The organism is Alcanivorax sp. IL3, from assembly GCF_047495465.1.
Classification (GTDB): Bacteria; Pseudomonadota; Gammaproteobacteria; order Pseudomonadales; family Alcanivoracaceae; genus Alcanivorax; species Alcanivorax jadensis.
Map to the genome: position 1 here is coordinate 1,870,382 of NZ_CP179931.1, position 19,805 is coordinate 1,890,186.

Here is a 19,805-nt window from a genome sequence, read left to right on the forward strand (position 1 = left end):
AGCCCGTTTTTGCCTTTCGCTATTCATCACTCGTTTCTCGCAACCTATTTACCCCAGAGTATCTGAAAGACATCGTCGTACTGTTTGGCAAAATGCACAGTGAGTCCGTCTTTCAGGTACCCCGGCAGTTCGTCGAAATCCCGCTGGCAGGCGTCCGGCAAAATCACCTCACGAATACCTACACGCCGGGCGGCGATAATTTTTTCACGGATGCCGCCAACCGCCAGTACCTGGCCGGTGAGGGTCAGCTCGCCGGTCATGGCCACCTTGCGCGGCAAACGCTTCTTCAACAGTAGTGACAGCAGGGCGCTGGCCATGGTGATACCGGCACTGGGGCCATCCTTGGGGGTTGCCCCTTCCGGCACATGGAGATGGAGAAAGGCTTCATCCAGGCGCTCTTCGCTCAGGCCGTAATCGCGCAGATGGCTGGCTACATAGCTGTAGGCAATCTCCGCGGACTCTTTCATGACATCACCAAGCTGACCGGTGAGCTTGAAGCCCCGCTGCTTGCTGTGCACCTGGCTGGCTTCCACGGAGAGCGTGGCGCCGCCCATGGAGGTCCAGGCCAGGCCGGTTACCACGCCCACGCCTCGCTGGGTCTTCTCGGTCTGGAAGTAGGGTTGGCCGAGGAAATCCGCCAGATTCTTGCCGGAGACGCTCAGTTTCTTTTCCCCAGCCAGCAGTTTCACCGCCGCCTTGCGGATGATCTTGTTGAGCTGTTTTTCCAGATTACGGACCCCGGCTTCGCGGGCATAGCCTTCCACGATCTGGCGCAGCGCGCTGTCGCTGATGCGCAACTGGCCGGGTTTTACGCCGGCACGTTCCAGGGCACGGGGCCACAGGTGCTGGCGCGCGATCTGCACTTTTTCTTCGGTGATATAGCCGGACAGGCGGATCACTTCCATGCGGTCCAGCAAGGGACCGGGAATGCTGTCCATGGTATTGGCGGTACAGATAAACAGGGCGTGGCTCAGGTCCAGCCGTTCATCCAGGTAGTGGTCGAGAAAATCCTGGTTCTGTTCCGGGTCCAGCACTTCCAGCAAGGCCGAGGCAGGGTCACCCTGGAAAGACTGCCCCAATTTGTCCACCTCATCGAGCATGATCACCGGATTAGCGGTGCCGGTTTCCTTGAGTGCCTGCACCAGCTTGCCGGGCATGGCGCCGATGTAGGTGCGCCGATGGCCCTTGATCTCGGCTTCGTCGCGCATGCCGCCCAGGCTGAATCGGTAGAATTTGCGGTCCAGGGCATCGGCGACGGATTTACCGATGCTGGTCTTGCCCACACCCGGTGGGCCCACCAGCAGGATAATGGACCCTTTGACCTCGCCACGCAGGGCGCCCACGGCCAGAAATTCCACAATCCGGTCCTTCACATCATCCAGGCCGCTGTGGTGGGCTTCCAGGATCTCCCGGGCATGTTTCAGATCCAGGTTGTCGTCGCTGTATTGGCCCCAGGGTACGCTGGTGAGCCAGTCCAGATAGTTGCGCGTGACGCCATATTCCGGTGAGCCGGTTTCCAGCACTGACAGCTTCTGCAGCTCGTCTTCAAAACGTTTCTGTACGGATTCCGGCGGCGCCAAGGCGCTCATGCGTTCGCGGAATTCCTCCGCTTCGGCGGTCTTGTCATCCTTGCTCAGGCCCAGCTCCCGCTGGATGATCTTGAGCTGCTCGCGAAGGAAGAAGTCGCGCTGGTGCTGACTGACCTTCTCGTTGACCTCTTCGGAAATCTGGCTCTGCAGTCGGGCCACCTCCAGCTCTTTCTTGACCAGAGTGAGCACTTTTTCCATGCGCGGTTTCAACGGCACGGTTTCCAGAATGGCCTGCAGCTCAGCGCCGTTGGCGCTGGTTAGCGCTGCTGCGAAGTCAGTCAGCGGCGAGGGGTCGCTGGGGGAGAAATTCTGTAGATAGTGACGCAGCCCTTCATTGTAGAGCGGATTCAGGGGCAGCAGTTCGCGGATGGTGTTGATAATGGCCATGCCGAAGGCGCGGATGGTTTCATCCGCCTCGACACGAGGTTCCGGATAGCTGACCTCAGCCATGAAGGGCCGCTTGCGGGTCAGCCAGTTTTCAATATGAAATCGCGTGGTGCCCTGAGCCACCATCTGGAACTGGTCGTTTTCTTCATTGAGGGCGTGAACCTTGACCAGGCAGCCGTATTCCGGGAAATCTTCCGGCGTCACCGAATCCGGGTCGTTATCGCCGACATAGACCAGCCCCAGCGACTGATGTGGGGTCTGACTGACTCGTTCCAGGGTCGCCTGCCAGCGTTCCTTGTCCAGCATCACCGGTTGTACCAGCCCGGGCATGAAAGGCCGGTGCTGGACGGGAATCAGGTAGATGCGTTGGGGTTTCGGCTGGTCAGGCAGCGCCAGGCTGCTCGAGGGTTGCTCAACAGTATTGCTATCGTCTTGGCTCATAATGTTGTCACTTCCATTCAGCGTGGAAACAACATGGTGGCGAGGTGCGAAAAATCAATAGTGCGGCACTGGGGTGCGCCGCATGTTTGATACATCGCAGACCGCTGCGTTAGCGATTAATAATCAACAGATCCGCGCTCAGGACTTTTGGGGTTTTGGTCCGGCGCTCCACGACACGGGCATCCATACCGGCATTCTCGCATTTTTCCGCAAGGGCATAGAACGGCGACCGCCCCGGGTCGGCAATAATCACCTGTTTGACCCCGCTGCGCAGGCCCCGGCGTATCAGATTGAAAAGCACCGGGGTCAGTTCATCCCAGAAGCAGATGTCGGCACCGGCAATGATGTCCACCTCGGCCAGGCGCTTTTGGGTGAGCTTTTCGAAGCTATCCTGCTGTTGGTTGATCTGAACCTTGTTGATCTGTGCATGCAGGTCGAGATAGGGAAACACATCCGGATCGGCATCCACAGCCGTGACCCGGCAACCGAAACGCTTGGCCGCAAAGATGGAAAGGGGACCCCAACCACAGCCAATATCCATCATATGCTCGTCGGCAGACACTTTTCGGCGGGTCAGGTGGTCCATGATCAGGAAGCTGGAGTTCCAGACCTTGTTACCGTGAATGGAGGGGGTGTGGTTTGCACGTTTCAGGCGACGGATTTCCCGGTGGCCGGAACGCAGCAGGGTGATGCCGCGAGTGCGAATGGTATGCGGCTCTCCAGCGCGTATAACTGTTCCTGACATAATCGCTCACCAGCGGCAAAGCTAGAAACAGTACGGTCAAGCCCGACGGGTTTCAAGCCGTATCTATGCGGCTTACTCTGGGCAAACCGAATTCCGGTGAATAACCATAATGAATAAAGCCTAATGATTAAGAAAAGTATCGCCGGTGTCGGTGGCCTGGCTGGAGGGCGCTCCCGGTATTTGCGGGCACTGACGGCCATGGCTCGTGTGGCGGCGATCTATGCGGGGGGCGTCGGCAAGGATGATCGCCACCAGCGTCACTGCCGGGGAGCGGACATTCTTACTGCCCTGTGTCGACGCAATGGTGCGATCTGGGTCAAGGCGGCCCAGTTCTTCAGTTGCCGGCCAGATGTGCTGCCGCAGGAATATATTGAAGCGTTTCAGCAATTGCAGAATGACGCAGCCCCGGTGCCTTTTTCACGGATTGAAGCTGCCCTGAAAGAATCCCTTGGTGCTGACTGGCGTGATGCTTTTCGCTGGGTGGACGAAAACCCGGTGGCAGTGGCCTCCATCGCCCAGGTGCACCGGGCGCGCCTGGAAGATGGCACCGATGTGGCGATCAAGGTGCGCTTGCCCGGGGTCAAGAAGCTGTTCGAGCAGGATGCCAAGGTATTCCAGGTTCTGGCGGCGATTGCCGCGCCCCGGTTTCGGGAATTTGATCTGAAGCAGGCCATAGAGCAGCTGCTGATCATGACCGCCATGGAGCTGGATTTTCGTAATGAGGCCGCCAATACCCGGCGCTTTTCCCGCCAGCCCCATCATGACCGTATTCGTATTCCCGATTTGATTGATGGCTTGTGTAGTGAGCGCATTCTGGTGACCAGTTGGGAGCATGGCTCAAGGTTGCGCAACCATCTGGATGAGAATCCGGAACAGGCCAGGGACCTGCTCTCGGTACTGTTAACCAGCTACCTTCAGCAGGTGACCCGTTTCGGGGTCTACCAGGCGGATCCGCACCCAGGCAATTTCCTGGTCAACGACCAGGGCCAGGTGGTGATTCTGGATTTCGGTGCCATTGGTGTGCTGACGCCGGACGAAGTGCGTCGCTATTCACGGCTGCTGTACGGCCTGATGGGCTTTGAAGGGGATGTGGATATCGGCGAGTTGTTTGTTCAGGCAGGCTTTAAAGGCGGAAGCCCGGAAACACTGAAAGAGCTGGCTCTCTTTGTACTGACTGACAAGGTCAATCAACAGGGGCCGGTGGCGGCGATGGGGGAGTTGATGCAGCGGTTCCGAGAAGAGCGAATCAGTATTCCCGATTCCTATATCGGCATCTCGCGGGTACTGATTACGCTGGGGGGGTTTCTGATGAGCTACCAGGTGCCGTTTGACTGGACTCCGCCGGAGCAGCGGCAGGCCCAGTCAACCTAGCGACGGTAAAGATGAATCAGGAGCTTGATTGCGCTTCCCGCCAGAATACCCGGAAAGCATCGGCACTTTTGGTAGGGGCTTCTGCCATGGGCACATGGCCAATGCCATCAAGGATCACCGCCCGGGCTTTGGGCAGTTCCTTGAGGAAAACATCCACGTTGTCCACGCCTAACAAGCGATCCTCACGGCCCCAGAGAACCAGTGCTGGTTGCTCAAGGCTGGCTAGTTTGCCGGTGCCTTCAAGGCTTAGACCCGGGTCAGTGTCCATATCCTCCCAGATCTTCTCGGTCACAGGAGCGTTCTGCGCCTTTTTCGCGCCCATGATATCGATGAAGAATTCCGGGATATAAGGTGCGTCTTCCATGGCCCACTTTAGCGTGGTGTGGAATTGTTCCGGGCTGCGCGGGATCAGCGGGTTGCTGTCGCTGGTGGCAAGTATGGCTTTGAATTCCTCGGTCTGGCGAGTCAGCCCGGCCGCATCCACCAGCCCCATGGAAAGCACCTGCTGTGGCGCTGCTTGCGCCAGAGCCAAGGTGATGGCGCCGCCCATGGAATTGCCGGCCACGTGGTAGGCTGGAATCTCCAGGGTCTTCATCAGGGTCACCAGGCGCTCTGCCTGGGCTGCCATGGTGTAATCCAGATCCGTGTTACGGGTGGTGTCGCCATGACCTGGCAGGTCCGGAACGACAAAATGGAAGTCGCCTTCAAGTTCGTTGACGAAGCGTACCCAGTTACTGGAATCGGCGCCGAAACCGTGAATCAACAGGACAGCAGGTTTGTCCTGCTGACCTTCACTGCGTAGCAGGTGCCACTGAATGCCGTCGCTGGTTCCCACGGTCTGATCCGTCAGACCGGCGCGACCCTTTTCCAGGCTCAAGCCACTCTCGTAGGCCCATTTTGCCAGTCCATCGCAGCCGGAAAGGACGATCGTGCTGATCAACAGCAGGCTGAGTTTTAATGAATGCATGCAGGAATCCCGTTGGTTGTTTTGCCGACCCAAGAGCATAGGGGATTTTGTCGCCTCGTGTCCTTCTCTGCGGGCCAATATCCAATAGGACCGTGAAGGCCTTCTGTAGATACTCACTAGCGGCTCTTCAGATTCCAGACGCCGGCGGCAACAATCAGCAGGGTACCGATCAGGGTGGTCAGGACCAGGGTTTCGCCCCAGAACATCCAGCCGAGCAGGGCGGCCCAGATGACAGATGAATAGTTGTAGACTCCCACCTGGCCCGGGCGGGCAATCTGGTAGGCGGTGGTCATGGCGTATTGCCCGCCGGTGGCCACCAGGCCGATGGCGAACAACCACAGGTAATCGCTGCCAGCAGGAGGAGTGCTGGCCCAAGGCAGGGGCAGGGCGGAAAACAGGGTGGCAAACAGGGCGAAGTAAAACACCACCCGTTGCGCAGGTTCCGATACTGCCATGCGCCGGATGCTTACCTTGGCCACACTCATGATGGCGGCCCCGGCCAGCGCCACCCACATCACCGGGTTCACGCTGCCACTGCTCACATCCATGATCACGGCAACCCCGGCAAAACCACCGATGATAGCCAGCCAGGTGCGCACGCTGATCACTTCCTGCAGCCACAACCAGGCCACGATGGGCAGAAAGAAGGGTACGGTCATTTTCACCAGTACCGCTTCTGCCAGGGCAATGTGACCGATGGTGTAGAAGAAGCAAAACATGGCAGTGACCCCGGTAAAACCGCGGATCATGTGCAGGTGCAGGAAGCGGGTGCGCAGCTGGCCAAAGCCGCCGCGCGAAGCAATGATGGGCAACAGGATCAACAGCCCGAACAGATTGCGGGCAAACACGATCACCTCGGTGTCGAGGTGATCGGACAGATGCTTGATCATGGCGGCCATCACCGCCAGCAGACCCTCACCGAGGACCAGTAGCAGAGCGCCCTTGAGAGGCTGGTCGTTCACCGGATTAATGGCCGACCGGTACCGGAGTACCCCACAGATCATGCTCGTCGGCGTTCTCGATATTCACCATTAACCGCTGGCCGGGCTTCAGGTCACTTTCCCCGTTGAGATAGACCAGGCCGTCGATCTCCGGCGCATCAGCCTGGGAGCGGGCGATGGCGCCTTCCTCATCCACCTCGTCCACCAGCACTTCCAGGGTTCTGCCGATTTTCTTCTGCAGCTTGGCGGCACTGATGCGGGCCTGCACGTTCATGAAGCGCTCGCGGCGTTCTTCCGCCACGTCCGGATCCACCGGGTCTGGCAGGGCGTTGGCCGGGGCACCGTCTACCGGGGAATAGGTGAAACAGCCCACCCGGTCCAGTTGCGCTTCTTCCAGCCAGTCCAGCAGAAGCTCGAAATCTGCATCGGTCTCACCGGGGAAACCGGTGATAAAGGTGCTGCGCAAGGTGATGTCCGGGCAGATTTGCCGCCAGCGACGAATTCGCTCCAGGGTGTTTTCGGAATGGGCTGGGCGCTTCATGTTTTTCAGTACGCTGGGGCTGGCGTGCTGAAAGGGAATATCCAGATAGGGAAGAATATGGCCTTCGGCCATCATCGGGATGATGTCGTCCACATGGGGGTAGGGGTATACATAGTGCAAGCGTACCCAGGCGCCAAGCTGGCCCAGGGCCTGACACATTTCCAGCATACGGGTCTTCACCGGCATGCCCTGCCAGAAACCGGTCTGGTACTTGCGATCCACCCCATAGGCGCTGGTGTCCTGGCTGATCACCAACAGTTCCTGCACACCGGATTTCACCAGGCGCTCCGCTTCATCCATCACATCGCCAATCGGGCGTGAATCCAGTTTGCCGCGCATGCTGGGGATGATGCAGAAACTGCATTTGTGATTGCAGCCTTCGGAAATCTTCAGGTAGGCGTAATGACGGGGAGTCAGTTTAATGCCCTGAGGGGGAACCAGATCGAGAAAAGGGTCATGGTTCTGGCTCGGCGGCACCACCTGGTGAACGGCGTTAACCACCTGTTCGTATTGCTGCGGGCCAGTGACGGACAGGACCGAGGGATGTACCTTGCGAATGGTGTCTTCTTCCACGCCCATGCAGCCGGTCACAATCACCTTGCCGTTTTCGCTGAGTGCTTCGCCAATGGTATCCAGGGATTCGGCCTTGGCATCGTCGATAAAGCCACAGGTGTTGACGACTACTACGTCCGCATCGTCGTAACTGGATGTGACTTCGTAGCCTTCCGTGCGAAGCTGGGTCAGAATACGCTCAGAGTCCACCAGGGCCTTGGGGCAACCCAGGCTGATGAAACCGACTTTACCGGACATAGTGATACCTCGAGATTGGCTGTCGTTCGCCGATAGCCATAACGGGGCGCAATTCTACCGCCGTGACCGCTTTGAAGCCATGCCGCTCGGCTGGCTTGGTTGATAGACAGGAGGTTTTTTCATGCGCTGTTTTGTCGGCGTACCGGTCACCGGGTCTCTGGCCCGGGAGTGCAAGGAGCTTTCCCTGGGGTTGCCGCGGGCCACTCCTCGACCCAACCTGCATCTGACGCTGGCCTTTCTGGGGCAATGTACCCCGGCGGGGGTGGCCCGGTTATCCGGTGAATTGCAGTCGCTGGCTGGCCGCTTTCCGGCGTTTGAACTGGACTTTGATTGCTGCGAAGCCTTTCCGGCGGAGCAGGGGCCTTTTCTGGCGCTGACCACGACCGTTTCCGGTCCTCTCAATACCTTGCACGAAGCCCTGTGGGAATGCCTCAGTCGCCAGGGCGTAGAGCGCGAACAGCGAGCCTTTCGACCGCACATTACCCTGGCAAAGCCGGGGCTGGCATTGGTACCGCAAACGGGGCACTGGCTGTTGTCGGTAGATCAACTCTGTCTGTACCAGAGTGAAATGATACAGGGCGAGGTCCCTACCTACCGGCCATTATCCCAGCACCCGCTGACCGGCATGGTTTGAACTGAAATGGCCATGACAGGTTGAATTTATCGCCTGCAACTGCAAGGTTGGGGGTTGTGCAAACACTGATTTAAGGAGTCGTACCATGGAGCTACTCAGTAACAGCATCACCGATCAGGCTCCCATCGCTGAGAAGTTCGCTTTCGCAGTGATTGACCCGGATAACCATGTGGCACTGTCCAGCAACATCAATCCTCATCTGGCCTGGAAAGGCGAGCCGGCCGGGACCCGCTCTTTCGCGGTGGTCTGTCATGACCCGGATGTACCCAGTGCGGGCGATGATGTGAATCAGGAAGACCGCGAAGTCCCTGCCGACTTGCCGCGGGTGGATTTCTATCACTGGACCCTGTTCGACATTCCCGCTGACCAGAGCGAGCTGATGGAAGGCAGCCATTGCCAGGGGATAACCCCACGGGGCAAATCCGGGCCTTCAGCACCACAGGGTATGCGGCATGGTCTTAACGATTACACCAGCTGGTTTGCCGGCGACGGGGATATGGAAGGGAGTTACTTCGGTTATGACGGCCCCTGTCCGCCCTGGAACGACAGCATTGTGCATCGTTATGTCTTTACCGTTTACGCACTGGACGTGAGCACATTGCCGGTCAAGGATGATTTCAGTGGTGCGGCCATTGTTGCGGCCATGGAAGGGCATGTACTTGCCAAAGCCAGTATCACGGTGAGCTACACGCTGAACCCGCGATTGGCAGACTGAGAAGACACAAAAAAGGCCGCAAAAGCGGCCTTTTTTGTAGGCCCTTGAGACAAGGACCTGAATTGGTCGGAATAGCAGGATTCGAACCTGCGACCCCTACGTCCCGAACGTAGTGCTCTACCAGGCTGAGCTATATTCCGAGTTCGCTGGCGCATTCTAGCAGCGAAATTGCAAAATACCATACCTAAATAGGCGTCGCCGGGCTGTTTGCGCAGAATCTGGCCAACAGCCGGTAGGGCAGGCAGAATGCGCGGTCTGATCGATCGGCAAGCAGGAATGGTATGACAACCTTTGAGCACCCCTGGGGCGAATTGACCCTGCAGCGTTGGCCTCGTCGCCGTAATGAGCCTCTGCAGGCCTGGGACAGTGCCGATCACTACCTGCTGAAGACTCTCAAGGAGCGCCATGCCGGTCCGTTAACGCTGGTGGTCAATGATCAGCAGGGGGCGCTGGCATTGGCAGCGGCCCAGCATGGGCCAGTGGTCAGCTGTGGCGATTCTTTTCTGGCCAGCCGGGCGCTGACCCATAACCGTCTACTGAATGGGCTGCCGGAGCAGGGAGCGACCCTGTGGCCTTTTGATCTCCTGCCGCAAGTGCCTGATCAGGTGATCATGCGTGTGCCCAAGTCTCTGGCGCTGCTGGAATGGCAGTTGCAATGGCTCAGCGAGCAGCTGGCGGGCGGCACACCGGTCTGGCTGGCGGGCATGGACAAGCACCTGCCTCGGCAACTGGTGCCGCTGATGGAGCAGTACCTGGGCAATGGTCGGGCGGAGCTGGGCTGGAAGAAGGCACGTCTGTTCAGTGCGACGGCGCCCGGCGAACGGCTCGTTGTGGCGCCATACCCCACCGAGGTGGAGGGCCCCATGGGGCCATTGACGGTACATGCGGGGGTGTTTGCCCAGCAGCAGCTGGATATCGGTGCACGTTTTTTTCTGGCGCATCTACCCGGCAGTCTGTCAGCGGGGGCGAAGGTGGCAGATCTTGGCTGCGGCAACGGGGTGATCGGGCTGGCACTGCTGCAGGCCCACCCGGACAGTCATCTGGTGTTTTGCGACGAATCCTGGCTGGCCCTGCAAAGTGCCCGTGACAATGTGGCTAGGTATTGCCCGGAAAGCACCAGCGAATTTCATCTCGGTGATGGTCTGGCCGGGTGCGATGAGCGTTTTGATCTGATCCTTCTCAACCCGCCGTTTCATGAAGGGCATGTGGTCGGTGATCACGTGGCGCGACGCCTGTTCCGACAAGCGAAGCAGGCGCTGAACGCTGGCGGGGAACTGCGGGTGATCGGTAACCGCCACCTGGGCTACCACAAGCTGTTGGGCAAGCTGTTTACCAAGGTGGAGGTGCTGGGCAGCAACCAGAAATTTGTTGTCTGGGGTTGTTCGTAGGACGCACTGAGCCGAAGGCAAACTGCTCCGACCCAGTGCCTGAATGATGCAGTTCGCCTTCGGCTCAGTGCACCCGGCATTTCCTGTTTTCCCGTTGTGCGGCCGTAGGTGGCGCTACAGGGCGATTTCGTCGAATGACGTCACTACCCGGTGCCGACTTTCCCCCTGGCTGCCTTCCCGGTCCAGGCGAATAGTCTGGAATCCCGCGTCAGCCGCCGCATCCAGTTCCGCTTCCACATCCGACAGAAACAGCAATTGCTCCGCCGGAAAATCGATCGCTTGCTGGATGGTGCGGTAGCTACCAGCGTCCTGTTTATGGCCGGAGGTGGTGTCGAAATAGCCGGAGAGAAGGCCGGTCAGATCCCCCGCATCGCTATAGCCGAAGAACAGTTTCTGGGCAGCGATGGAGCCTGAGGAGTAAACGTACAGGTCCAACCCCTTTTCCTTCCAGTGCTTGCAGGGCAGCGGCGGTATCCGGGTAGAGGTGAGCGGTGTAATCCCCATTTTGATAGCCGGCCTTCCAGATCATTCCCTGCAAGGGATTTCAGCGGGGTGGCTTTACGGTCCTCGCGGATCCACTGCTGGAAGAGGGCATTGGCTGAGGCTGGGCTTTCCAGAGTCCGACCGCTTTCCTGTTCGGCCGCCCGCACTTGTGCCTGTATCTCCGGTTGATCCCAGTGCGTTTCGAGAAACGCCGGAAATTGTCTGGCGGCATAAGGGAACAGGACTTCCTTGACGAAGGAAATGCTGCTGGTGGTGCCTTCAATGTCGGTAACGATGGCCTTGATCATGATTCGGTTCGCGGGTTGGATGGGCTGTTGTAGGAGGTTGCTTGCAGCCGAACCAGGCAGCCAGATTACGCACGGAGGTTCGCTTGCAAGCAAGCTCCTACAGGGGCCAGGTTTCAGTTTTCCAGGCGGTTGAACTGTTGGGCGATATCGCTGCCGGTAAAATTAGCCACCCAGCCTTCCGGGTTATTGAACAGGCGAATGGCGACAAAGCGGGGGTTGGGGCCCATGTCGAACCAGTGCGGGGTGTTGGCGGGCACGCTGATCAGGTCGCCTTTGCTGCAGAGTACTTCGTACACCTTGTCCTCGATGTGCAATGTGAACAGGCCCTGGCCTTCCACGAAGAAGCGCACTTCGTCTTCGCTGTGGCGGTGCTCTTCGAGAAATTTCTGTCGGAACGCCGCTTTTTCAGGGTGATCCGGCACCATGCTGACCACGTCCACGGTCTGGTAGCCTTCCTCATCAATCAGGCGGTCGATATCGGCCTTGTAGGCGGCGATGACTTCGTCTTGTTGAGGGGCATCGGACAGGGCCTGTGTGGCTTGCCACTGTTCATAGCGAATACCGGCCTTAGCCAGAGCGCTGGCCATGGATGCCTTGTCAGTCAGGTGCTGCTCAAGGGTATCGGGCTGGTTGTCATGAAAGATTTTCAGTTCGCTCATGGTGTTCACACTCCTTGCAGACGGCGGCGATCCAGCTCTATGGCGAGCAGGGTCTCCAGCGCTTCAAGCTGACGATAGCAGGTGGGTAAATCGCTTGCCCAGGTGTACAGGCCATGGCCGCGGATCAGGTAGGCGTGGCTAATACCATCGTCTGCCATGGCGGCATCCACCTGGTCGGCGAGGGCAGCAATATCCTGGGTGTTATCGAATACCGGGATGACCAGCCGGCTGTCATGGGTCGTAAAGCCTTCCAGGGCCTTGAGCAGCTCGTAGCCTTCCAGGGTGATGCTGTTGGCGGGCCAGTGCATGGTCAGCACGGTGCTGGCATGGCTGTGGGTATGCAGGACGGCCCCCACGGTGTCATGGCGACGGTACAGCTGGGTATGCAGCAGGGTTTCTGCTGATGGTTTGCCATCGCTAGCGGCCTGGCCGTTCATGTCCACGGCCATGATATCGGTTTCCTGCAGCAGCCCCTTGTCCTTGCCGGAGCGGGTAATCGCTGCATGGCTGGCATTCAGGCGCACGGAGTAGTTGCTGCTGGTGGCCGGCGACCAGCCATGCTGATAGATGCGCTGGCCGATAGTCGCCAGGGCGTGGGCAGCATCACGGTAAACGGCGGTAGAGTAGGGGCGCTCGATCATGTTTTTATCCACGAAGATGTGCCAACAGTGTATCGGTGGAGGGGGCCCGGATCACACCCCGTTCGGTGACGATGGCGGTGATCAGCTCTGCGGGCGTCACATCAAAAGCCGGGTTGTACACCGGGCAGTGGGCCGGTGCCAGCGTCTTGCCCTGAATGCTGCGTACTTCACTGGCATCACGCTCTTCGATAAAAATGTGGCTGCCATCAGGCAGTTCTGCATCCAGGGTAGACAGTGGTGCTGCAACGATAAAGGGAATGCCGTGATGGCGTGCCAGCACGGCCAGATTGTAGGTGCCGATCTTGTTGGCAGTATCGCCATTGGCGGTAATGCGGTCGGCACCGACGATCACGGCCTGTACCTTACCTTGCTGCATAAGTTGGCCGGCGGCACTGTCCGCGACAAGCGTGACAGGGATGCCGTCGTTGAGCAGTTCCCAGCTGGTAAGGCGGCTGCCTTGCAGCCAGGGCCGGGTTTCGCCTGCATAAACCTGCTGCAGATTACCCCGTGACCAGGCTGTGCGGATAATGCCGAGCGCCGTGCCATGCCCGCCGGTAGCCAGAGCGCCGGTGTTGCAGTGGGTATAGACGCTGGCGTTGGCCGGCAGCAGGTCAGCACCCAGCTCGCCCATGCGCTGGTTGGCCGCCAGGTCTTCCTGGTGAATGGCCTGTGCATCTGCTTTGAGGGCGCTGATCAGCGCCGCGCCGGAAAGGTCGCTGGCGATTCTCTGCAGACGCTCAAGGGCCCAGAACAGATTGACGGCCGTAGGGCGGCTGGCGGCAAGGGTGGCAATGGCAGGCGCCAGCGCTGCCGCTGAAGCGTCATCGCCCAGACGGGCAGCCTCCAGGGCGAGGCCGTAGGCGGCGGTGATGCCAATGGCAGGTGCTCCGCGAACGACCATGTCATGAATGGCGGTTGCGGCATCGTCGCTGCCGTGGATTGGCAGCCAGATGGTTTCTGCCGGCAGGCGTCGCTGGTCGAGCAGCTCGAGGTGATCGTCATGCCAACGGATGGCAGCGCTGTTAATGGCCATCGGTGATGTCCTTGTCATGTCCGTCAGGGTGTTTCAGAGGTGTTCTGTGGTATTTGCGGCGTATCCAGTTGGCTGTCCGGAAGATGCCGGGGCGGCGCATAATAGCGCGTTCCATACGGTATTTCCCTGGAAAAGTGCTTGTCATCAGTGCTATCAGAATGGTCAGCAGCCCTTGCCCGGGAAGCACCAGCATCAGAATGCCAGCGACCAGTAATACTATCGCCAGTACGTTACGAATCAGCCAGAAACACCAGGCCAAAGGGCCTCGGTGGGCGTGAGGCAGATAGCTCTCGGTGAAATAATCCTCAGGCATTCGCAGCAATAGCCAGGGAATGGCGACACAGGAGGCCAGGGCCATGACAATACCAGTTACCGTGAGTGCCGGCAGCCAGGGTTCCAGGTGCTGGGCCAAGGGCTCCAGCCAGACGGGTAACTCTGCGTTCAATGGGCCTCCGGTTTGCGGTGCTGTAGCAGAGAGAGTGTGCCGCGTACAATGCGACTATGCCCGCGGATTTTCAATGCCGATGGCATGGCTTTTTATCTTCACAGACTCCAAGGAGAATGCGTTATGGCCCAGGCCGGACAACTTATACTGGCAGCCTTGATCGGGCTGTTGATTGGTGCAGCCCTGGGCCTGGTGCTTTGGCGGTTCTGGCTGGCACGTCGCGAGACACGGGAAATACGAGCTCAGCAGGTGCACATTATCGAGAGTCTGGATGTGCTATGCCGGGCTGTGGAGCAGAAGCAGGTGGAATTAAGTGAGGCTTCCATCCGTATCAGCGCCTTGCTGGACTGCCTGCCTGACAGCATTGAACCAAAAGTGGATCTGGCCGCCATTCATCAGTTTGCCGAAACCTGCCAACAATTTGATCGCGGTGAGCAGCGCCAGGAACTGACTCCCCGGGCGCGATTCCAGCAGGATTCCCGTCGCTGGCAGCTGGAAGAGGATCAGGATGAGGTGGTCAACCAGGCGGCACGCCGCCTGGCAAAAGTACTGCCAACCTGGCGAAGCGGCTTGGGAGTCTAGGTTGGCAAGCCTGTGATGCTACCGGGGCGGCAGAGATTGGTCCCCTGCAGCAGATACAGATAAGGCGGGCTTCAGGGGGGCACAGTGAGATAACGGAACGAGGTCAACTCAATACGCCCCCGCACGAACAGGTTTTCCTGATGGTCCATGCGGACCATGAAGTAATCCAGCTCCCGCGCCGCCCAGAATCGGGAGCGTTTGCCCCGTTCCGGATAATCCCGCTCTATGCTGGCAGCATTCCAATCCCCGGCGGGCGTTTCCAAATTTTCCACACCCAGAGAACGGTATTGATAGTGTGCCATGCCGTCCGGCTCTGCTACCGGGTAGCTGAATTCTGCGTCTCCCTTTGCCATGTTGCAGCGTGCCACCATGGCGACACTCAAGGCATCCAGGGCTTCGTCGACTAATGGATAGATCGCCTTGCTCCCCTGAGCTTCCCGGTCTTGCCAGTCAAACACAATCTCCCCTTCACGGCGCAGTCCGAAACCGGCACTGGCGTGGCGATAGTGGTGGGGACGGGCGGTGCAGTCATGCCAACGGAAGGTGGCAACTTCTTCATGTTGAAACAGGCGATTTTCAATCCGGAAATGAAGCCGGTAGTCCTGGTCTTCCTGCGTGAGCCGGATGGTGGCGTTGAGACCAAGTGGGATGCCATTGACGACAACGCGGTACTCGGCCTCAGCAGGCTGCAGCGCTACCGGGAACGGGGCAGGCCGATTGCCGGGTTGAGCAAACAATGACTGGGACGCCAAAAGCAGCAGGCCCGACAGCAGCCGTAAGGGCCGCAGGATTACAGTATGATTCGCCACTTTCCCAGTGTCCCCAGTTAAATGAATATGGATGATAGCACGCTCCACATTGCCTTCGAGGCCTCACTGCCCCTCCAGCAATCCATTGAGGAATTTATTGATGGCGTGCCGGCTCAGCCCGGACGTTGTCACCTGGAAGAACTGGACGCTTTGGTTGTGTGTTTTGTCGATGAAGTGCTGTCTGTGTTCTTCAAGGGGCCGCTGCAAGCCGCCGAGGCAAAGGGGACATCGGCCAGATTGATTCTGGGTGCCATGAGAGTGATAAACCGGTCGGCTAACAGTCTGATTGGTCGCTTGATGAAAAATACCACTCTGGACGAGCAGCTGGCTCTGGCTCGCTATTTCCAGAATCTTCGCCGTTATCAGGGCAGCAAATTGTATGTGGCTTACCCCCTCAGCCCGGCCATGGCAGAGAAGGCCTCTCTGGTGTTTCAGGCAAGCCTGCTGGGTGAAGAAGACATGGGCGGGTTGCTGGTTGTGATGCAGGCGATCAATGATGGTGCGATCACCCATTTCATGGACAACTCGGTGGCTTGTCTGACACTGGGGCGGGTAAACCGTGCATTAGTATCGGCAGCTCGTGTTACAATTTGTAAAGCAACGGCATCAGCCACTCAAAAGGGGGTGCCGGGCATGGAGGCCAACGCCAGGACGGCGGTGGTGCGTTATTTTGATCAGATGCTGATACGGTTCGATGATGGATAGCAGGGAAAATCGCGGTGCCAACCGCCGAAAGCTGGCACGAATCAATACCCAAATGCGGGTCGATATCTTTCGCCACCGTTTGATTGGCGGATGGCGCTTTGTAACTCGTGCCAAGGCCATGGACTACAATCGCTATGGGGTGGGTCTGACATCACCGGTGAGTCTGTCACAGGGCACCCGACTCAAGCTGGACTTGTATGCGCCGGGCATGATTCTGCGGCAGGTATCCGCAGAAGTGGTCAGTTGCCATCGGGCAGGGCAGGCATATCGGATCGGCTTGCGCACCTATTCCAGCCTGCGGGAGCTGGCTGATGATGCGCGACAGCATCAGATCCGTTATCTGGCAGGAATGGAAGAACAGCTTTTCCCCCAGGGTTGAGGCTGGTAGCGAACACAAAAAAGCCGCCCTGAGGCGGCTTTTTTGATATTGGCTTGGCTCATTCGCCGGAAGAAGGCGCTGCCGCTTTCTTCTTGGCAGGAGCCCGCTTTGCAGGTGCTTTCTTCTTAGCCGCTGCTTTCTTGGCTGGGGCCTTTTTGGCGGCCGCTTTCTTCTTGGCAGGAGCCTTGCGAGTAGCAGCCTTTTTGGCAGCCGCTTTTTTCTTCGCAGGTGCCTTTTTGGCAGCCGCTTTCTTGGGAGCCACCTTGCGCTCAATTTCCTTGGCGCGTTTTTCCAGATCTTTCTCGTACTGACCGATAACCCGCGACAGGCTGTGGGCCTGCTTGGCAGTGGCCTTCAAAACCCGCACCTCGGTTTCCAGGATGCGCTTGCGGCCCTGAGAGGTTTCCACCTGTTTGCGGGCATCTTCTGCCGCCTTACGGGCGCGGTCGATCTGTTTCTTGACGGTGGCGGTGGCACGGTCACGGTATTCCGCCTGCAGCTTTTCAACTTTGGCGAAGTACTCCCGCTGACGCTTCATTTCCTGGTTCAGGCGATCGCGCACCTTCTCCAGTTGTTTCTCAAGTTGACTGATCTGTTTCTCGCGTTCCTTGTCGAAGCGCTCAGCCAGCTTGCGAATCTGAGCCTGAAGTTCCTCGACAGTATCTTTCACCTTGCTAGCAGCCATGGATGACTCCCTTTCCCCTTCGGATTGTTCGTAGTGGCTTTGCGCTGGTGAGCAGCAATGCCCGGATTCAATAGTAACGTGCAACGCCGTTGCTGTAGCAACTTTATGCCACATCCCACTACTGAACAACCATTGATCAATTAAAGAACGCTGGAAGTGGGATTCTCAACGCCAGACACAAGTCATTAGCCGCGATTTGATCGCGGTCCTCAGAGGAGGGCCAGGGAAGTAACAGGGGCGATAGTGAATGATGAAATAGAGGCAAGCCTATGTGGGAAGTGATGCTTGCATCGCGAATCAGGCCGCACTGGAACACAAGCCTTGCCTGCTGCAAAAGCACTGGCATACCTGGTGCTGCGTTGAGCTGTTGCGATTCAATGGGGCGCGCAGGATACTGGGTAAAATTCACCTTCACCCGGGACCTATCATGCCGGTTTCCTTTGATGGCAAGCTGGTTATCGCGATCAGCTCACGTGCCTTGTTCAATCTTGCAGACAGCCACAAGGTCTATCTGGAAGAGGGTCTGGAAGCGTTTCAGGATTACCAGACCCGCCATGAAGACGATGTGCTGGAGCCTGGCGATGCCTTTACGCTGGTGCAGAAGCTGCTGGCCATCAACGAACTGAAAGAGGGGAAAGGGCGGGTCGAAGTCATTCTGCTATCGCGTAATAGCTCGGATACCGGACTGAGGGTCTTCAACTCCATCGAGCATTACGGATTGCCGATCACCCGTGCGGCCTTTGCCGGCGGGCAAAGCCCCCACCGCTATGTATCTGCCTTCGGTGCCCATCTGTTTCTGTCAACAGACCCGGATGATGTACAGGAGGTACTGGAAGCCGGCTATGCGGCCGCCACCATTCTTTCCGGCGGCCAGTGTCAGCGCCCGGATGGCATTTTGCGGATTGCCTTCGATGGCGATGCGGTGCTGTTTTCCGATGAGTCAGAACAGATTTTCCAGAGTGATGGCCTGGAGGCCTTCACTGAGAACGAAAAGCGGTCCGCACGTCAGCCACTGGACGGCGGCCCGTTCAAGCCTTTCCTGGCCGCCTTGCATCAACTGCAGGACAGCTTCCCGGTGGAATCCTGCCCGATCCGCACCGCCCTTGTGACCGCCCGGGGGGCTCCTGCTCACGAACGGGTGGTACGAACCCTGCGCGACTGGAATATTCGGCTGGATGAAAGTCTGTTTCTGGGAGGGCTGGCAAAAGGGGATTTCCTGCGGGCGTTCGGTGCAGATGTGTTCTTCGATGATCAACAGGGCCACTGCGAATCCGCCGCCCGACACGTGGCGGCCGGGCATGTTCCCCATGGTGTCGCCAATCGGCGAAAAAGCGGTGAAGCTTGAGATCGCGTTTTTTGCCCCTGTAGGAGCCATGCTTGCATGGCGAACCTGCTTGCGACTGGGCGGCTGTTTACCATGCAAGCATCGCTCTTGCGTCTCTTACTATTAACCCGCAAGGGGTTGTTTCGCTGTAGGAGCCGCGAACCCGGCGTCCTTGCTTACCATTCGCGGCTCTAGCGCCGCTCCTACGGCGCACTTTTTTGCGTCCGGGTTAATATCAGAGCCTTCCTTCAAAACACCGCATACTTGATACCCAACGCCAGCAACACCGTCACTAACACCGGATGCATGATGTGGTTGGGAACCCGATGGCCCACATGGGTGCCGATATAAATTGCTGGCAGGGACCCCATCAGCAAGGCAGCGAGCAGCCCCAGATCCACATGGCCAAGAGCCAGATGCCCGAGGCCGGCGATCAGGGTGAGGGGGACCGCATGGGCCAGATCGGTACCCACCACCCGAATCGGTGCCAGGGCAGGGTAGAGAATCAGCAACACGGCGGTACCGATGGCGCCAGCGCCCACCGAGGACAGGGTGACGAAAACGCCCAGCAGAACCCCCATGACTACCGTCCACGCGCCGGCTCGCTGCTGAACGGATCCCAGTACGCCAACAGGACGGTGGTTCACCATCGCCTGCAGACGATGCTTGAACAGTAGCACCAGGGCGGTGACGATCAGGGTTATACCCAGTGCCGTTGTCAGCAAGGGGGCATAGTCGTCGGCATCGGAAGCCAGTAACCAAAGGGACGCTGCGGTGAGCAGGGCGGCAGGGATGCTGCCGGCAGCCATGCGCTTCATAATGGTCCAGTCCACGTTGCGGCGACGGGCATGCATCACCATACCGGAGGATTTGGTAATGGCGGCGTAAAGCAGATCGGTGCCGATGGCAACCTGGGGCGGGAAACCGAACATGAGCAGGAGCGGGGTCATCAGCGAGCCACCACCGACCCCGGTGAGGCCAACAGCAAAACCGACCAGCGCACCGGCGCTTATATAGAGAAGCAGCTCCGGTTGCAGTATCGGCATACAGTGGCTCCTGGCAGATTCTGTGGGAGAAATACTTGACGGAGCTACTATAAAGACGGTTATCTATGCTTTGAACGAATAATTATTCATATTTTTATAACCAGGTTGAGCTGTATCCTGATGTATCAACAAAGGATAGTCACTGAACCTGGCGCCGTGTTCCGATTGCGGAGGCAA

General features: G+C 58.4%; 21 protein-coding genes and 1 tRNA gene. 8 read left to right on the forward strand and 14 right to left on the reverse strand.

Annotated features, from left to right (window positions below):
- Positions 1 to 44: 44 nt before the first annotated feature.
- On the reverse strand, positions 45 to 2,417 hold the full coding sequence (lon, locus tag ACMG4M_RS08735) for an endopeptidase La (protein WP_272961872.1): 2,373 nt from the start codon (positions 2,415 to 2,417) through the stop codon (positions 45 to 47).
- A 109-nt stretch (positions 2,418 to 2,526) separates the two neighbouring features.
- Positions 2,527 to 3,162: a class I SAM-dependent methyltransferase gene (locus ACMG4M_RS08740; RefSeq protein WP_035244245.1), complete on the reverse strand. Its 636-nt coding sequence runs from the start codon at positions 3,160 to 3,162 to the stop codon at positions 2,527 to 2,529.
- Between the two features lie 123 nt (positions 3,163 to 3,285).
- Between ACMG4M_RS08740 and ACMG4M_RS08745 the strand changes: the two genes are divergently transcribed.
- Positions 3,286 to 4,533 carry an ABC1 kinase family protein gene (locus tag ACMG4M_RS08745; RefSeq protein WP_035244247.1) on the forward strand — a complete coding sequence of 416 codons (1,248 nt, stop codon included), beginning with the start codon at positions 3,286 to 3,288 and terminating at the stop codon, positions 4,531 to 4,533.
- Positions 4,534 to 4,549: 16 nt separating this feature from the next.
- On the opposite strand, the gene ACMG4M_RS08750 is transcribed toward ACMG4M_RS08745, so the two are convergent.
- From ACMG4M_RS08750 to rimO, 3 genes are all read right to left on the reverse strand, one after another.
- A complete protein-coding gene (locus ACMG4M_RS08750; protein ID WP_414429831.1) occupies positions 4,550 to 5,500 on the reverse strand; it encodes an alpha/beta fold hydrolase in 951 nt (316 codons plus the stop codon).
- 116 nt (positions 5,501 to 5,616) lie between these two features.
- Positions 5,617 to 6,462, reverse strand: a complete 846-nt coding sequence (locus ACMG4M_RS08755) for a DMT family transporter (RefSeq protein ID WP_035244773.1) — start codon at positions 6,460 to 6,462, stop codon at positions 5,617 to 5,619.
- A gap of 4 nt (positions 6,463 to 6,466) precedes the next feature.
- Positions 6,467 to 7,792 carry a 30S ribosomal protein S12 methylthiotransferase RimO gene (gene rimO / locus ACMG4M_RS08760; RefSeq protein WP_414429832.1) on the reverse strand — a complete coding sequence of 442 codons (1,326 nt, stop codon included), beginning with the start codon at positions 7,790 to 7,792 and terminating at the stop codon, positions 6,467 to 6,469.
- A 121-nt stretch (positions 7,793 to 7,913) separates the two neighbouring features.
- On the opposite strand from rimO, the gene thpR reads away from it, so the two are divergent.
- Complete coding sequence (gene thpR, locus ACMG4M_RS08765; protein ID WP_035244250.1) at positions 7,914 to 8,426, forward strand: RNA 2',3'-cyclic phosphodiesterase; 513 nt, start codon at positions 7,914 to 7,916, stop codon at positions 8,424 to 8,426.
- 85 nt (positions 8,427 to 8,511) lie between these two features.
- A complete protein-coding gene (locus ACMG4M_RS08770; RefSeq protein ID WP_035244251.1) occupies positions 8,512 to 9,141 on the forward strand; it encodes a YbhB/YbcL family Raf kinase inhibitor-like protein in 630 nt (209 codons plus the stop codon).
- A gap of 63 nt (positions 9,142 to 9,204) precedes the next feature.
- Here ACMG4M_RS08770 and ACMG4M_RS08775 read toward each other — a convergent pair.
- Positions 9,205 to 9,281: transfer RNA gene (locus ACMG4M_RS08775), tRNA-Pro, on the reverse strand.
- Positions 9,282 to 9,422: 141 nt separating this feature from the next.
- Here ACMG4M_RS08775 and ACMG4M_RS08780 point away from each other — a divergent pair.
- A complete protein-coding gene (locus ACMG4M_RS08780; RefSeq protein ID WP_414429833.1) occupies positions 9,423 to 10,529 on the forward strand; it encodes a methyltransferase in 1,107 nt (368 codons plus the stop codon).
- A gap of 114 nt (positions 10,530 to 10,643) precedes the next feature.
- Here ACMG4M_RS08780 and mtnC read toward each other — a convergent pair whose 3' ends face one another.
- The 5 genes from mtnC to ACMG4M_RS08805 form a co-directional block, all read right to left on the reverse strand.
- The gene (gene mtnC / locus ACMG4M_RS08785; protein WP_414429834.1) at positions 10,644 to 11,033 is read right to left on the reverse strand and encodes an acireductone synthase; all 390 of its coding nucleotides are present in this window, start codon (positions 11,031 to 11,033) and stop codon (positions 10,644 to 10,646) included.
- A 400-nt stretch (positions 11,034 to 11,433) separates the two neighbouring features.
- Positions 11,434 to 11,979 carry a 1,2-dihydroxy-3-keto-5-methylthiopentene dioxygenase gene (locus tag ACMG4M_RS08790; protein WP_035244271.1) on the reverse strand — a complete coding sequence of 182 codons (546 nt, stop codon included), beginning with the start codon at positions 11,977 to 11,979 and terminating at the stop codon, positions 11,434 to 11,436.
- A gap of 5 nt (positions 11,980 to 11,984) precedes the next feature.
- On the reverse strand, positions 11,985 to 12,620 hold the full coding sequence (locus tag ACMG4M_RS08795; protein ID WP_035244272.1) for a methylthioribulose 1-phosphate dehydratase: 636 nt from the start codon (positions 12,618 to 12,620) through the stop codon (positions 11,985 to 11,987).
- Positions 12,621 to 12,624: 4 nt separating this feature from the next.
- Positions 12,625 to 13,653 carry an S-methyl-5-thioribose-1-phosphate isomerase gene (gene mtnA / locus ACMG4M_RS08800; protein WP_414429835.1) on the reverse strand — a complete coding sequence of 343 codons (1,029 nt, stop codon included), beginning with the start codon at positions 13,651 to 13,653 and terminating at the stop codon, positions 12,625 to 12,627.
- Entirely contained in the window at positions 13,643 to 14,098 is a 456-nt protein-coding gene (locus ACMG4M_RS08805; RefSeq protein WP_035244276.1) for a PGPGW domain-containing protein, read from the reverse strand. The genes mtnA and ACMG4M_RS08805 overlap by 11 nt, the downstream gene beginning before the upstream one ends.
- 123 nt (positions 14,099 to 14,221) lie before the next feature.
- Here ACMG4M_RS08805 and ACMG4M_RS08810 point away from each other — a divergent pair, with 123 nt between their 5' ends.
- A complete protein-coding gene (locus ACMG4M_RS08810) occupies positions 14,222 to 14,680 on the forward strand; it encodes a DUF2489 domain-containing protein (protein ID WP_035244281.1) in 459 nt (152 codons plus the stop codon).
- Between the two features lie 71 nt (positions 14,681 to 14,751).
- Here ACMG4M_RS08810 and ACMG4M_RS08815 read toward each other — a convergent pair whose 3' ends face one another.
- Positions 14,752 to 15,537, reverse strand: a complete 786-nt coding sequence (locus ACMG4M_RS08815; RefSeq protein WP_332248846.1) for a DUF3108 domain-containing protein — start codon at positions 15,535 to 15,537, stop codon at positions 14,752 to 14,754.
- On the opposite strand from ACMG4M_RS08815, the gene ACMG4M_RS08820 reads away from it, so the two are divergent.
- Both ACMG4M_RS08820 and ACMG4M_RS08825 read left to right on the forward strand, forming a co-directional pair.
- Complete coding sequence (locus ACMG4M_RS08820; RefSeq protein ID WP_035244282.1) at positions 15,517 to 16,194, forward strand: hypothetical protein; 678 nt, start codon at positions 15,517 to 15,519, stop codon at positions 16,192 to 16,194. The two genes, ACMG4M_RS08815 and ACMG4M_RS08820, sit on opposite strands and share 21 nt — an antisense overlap.
- Complete coding sequence (locus ACMG4M_RS08825; RefSeq protein WP_232221941.1) at positions 16,184 to 16,573, forward strand: PilZ domain-containing protein; 390 nt, start codon at positions 16,184 to 16,186, stop codon at positions 16,571 to 16,573. Before ACMG4M_RS08820 ends, ACMG4M_RS08825 begins: the two co-directional genes overlap by 11 nt.
- A gap of 58 nt (positions 16,574 to 16,631) precedes the next feature.
- Here ACMG4M_RS08825 and ACMG4M_RS08830 read toward each other — a convergent pair whose 3' ends face one another.
- A complete protein-coding gene (locus tag ACMG4M_RS08830) occupies positions 16,632 to 17,258 on the reverse strand; it encodes a hypothetical protein (RefSeq protein ID WP_335625658.1) in 627 nt (208 codons plus the stop codon).
- A gap of 427 nt (positions 17,259 to 17,685) precedes the next feature.
- Here ACMG4M_RS08830 and ACMG4M_RS08835 point away from each other — a divergent pair, with 427 nt between their 5' ends.
- Positions 17,686 to 18,603 (forward strand): 5'-nucleotidase, encoded by a 918-nt coding sequence (locus ACMG4M_RS08835; protein ID WP_035244285.1) that lies wholly within the window; start codon positions 17,686 to 17,688, stop codon positions 18,601 to 18,603.
- 227 nt (positions 18,604 to 18,830) lie between these two features.
- Here the strand turns inward: ACMG4M_RS08835 and ACMG4M_RS08840 are convergent, their stop codons facing one another.
- Positions 18,831 to 19,628: a sulfite exporter TauE/SafE family protein gene (locus tag ACMG4M_RS08840; RefSeq protein WP_272974978.1), complete on the reverse strand. Its 798-nt coding sequence runs from the start codon at positions 19,626 to 19,628 to the stop codon at positions 18,831 to 18,833.
- Positions 19,629 to 19,805: the final 177 nt, after the last annotated feature.

Coding starts and splice junctions, on each gene's coding strand:
- lon (WP_272961872.1), bottom strand. CDS start 2,417: ATGAGCCAAGACGATAGCAATACTGTTGAGCAACCCTCGAGCAGCCTG.
- ACMG4M_RS08740 (WP_035244245.1), bottom strand. CDS start 3,162: ATGTCAGGAACAGTTATACGCGCTGGAGAGCCGCATACCATTCGCACT.
- ACMG4M_RS08745 (WP_035244247.1), top strand. CDS start 3,286: ATGATTAAGAAAAGTATCGCCGGTGTCGGTGGCCTGGCTGGAGGGCGC.
- ACMG4M_RS08750 (WP_414429831.1), bottom strand. CDS start 5,500: ATGCATTCATTAAAACTCAGCCTGCTGTTGATCAGCACGATCGTCCTT.
- rimO (WP_414429832.1), bottom strand. CDS start 7,792: ATGTCCGGTAAAGTCGGTTTCATCAGCCTGGGTTGCCCCAAGGCCCTG.
- thpR (WP_035244250.1), top strand. CDS start 7,914: ATGCGCTGTTTTGTCGGCGTACCGGTCACCGGGTCTCTGGCCCGGGAG.
- ACMG4M_RS08770 (WP_035244251.1), top strand. CDS start 8,512: ATGGAGCTACTCAGTAACAGCATCACCGATCAGGCTCCCATCGCTGAG.
- ACMG4M_RS08780 (WP_414429833.1), top strand. CDS start 9,423: ATGACAACCTTTGAGCACCCCTGGGGCGAATTGACCCTGCAGCGTTGG.
- mtnC (WP_414429834.1), bottom strand. CDS start 11,033: ATGGGGATTACACCGCTCACCTCTACCCGGATACCGCCGCTGCCCTGC.
- ACMG4M_RS08790 (WP_035244271.1), bottom strand. CDS start 11,979: ATGAGCGAACTGAAAATCTTTCATGACAACCAGCCCGATACCCTTGAG.
- ACMG4M_RS08795 (WP_035244272.1), bottom strand. CDS start 12,620: ATGATCGAGCGCCCCTACTCTACCGCCGTTTACCGTGATGCTGCCCAC.
- mtnA (WP_414429835.1), bottom strand. CDS start 13,653: ATGGCCATTAACAGCGCTGCCATCCGTTGGCATGACGATCACCTCGAG.
- ACMG4M_RS08810 (WP_035244281.1), top strand. CDS start 14,222: ATGGCCCAGGCCGGACAACTTATACTGGCAGCCTTGATCGGGCTGTTG.
- ACMG4M_RS08820 (WP_035244282.1), top strand. CDS start 15,517: ATGGATGATAGCACGCTCCACATTGCCTTCGAGGCCTCACTGCCCCTC.
- ACMG4M_RS08825 (WP_232221941.1), top strand. CDS start 16,184: ATGATGGATAGCAGGGAAAATCGCGGTGCCAACCGCCGAAAGCTGGCA.
- ACMG4M_RS08830 (WP_335625658.1), bottom strand. CDS start 17,258: ATGGCTGCTAGCAAGGTGAAAGATACTGTCGAGGAACTTCAGGCTCAG.
- ACMG4M_RS08835 (WP_035244285.1), top strand. CDS start 17,686: ATGCCGGTTTCCTTTGATGGCAAGCTGGTTATCGCGATCAGCTCACGT.
- ACMG4M_RS08840 (WP_272974978.1), bottom strand. CDS start 19,628: ATGCCGATACTGCAACCGGAGCTGCTTCTCTATATAAGCGCCGGTGCG.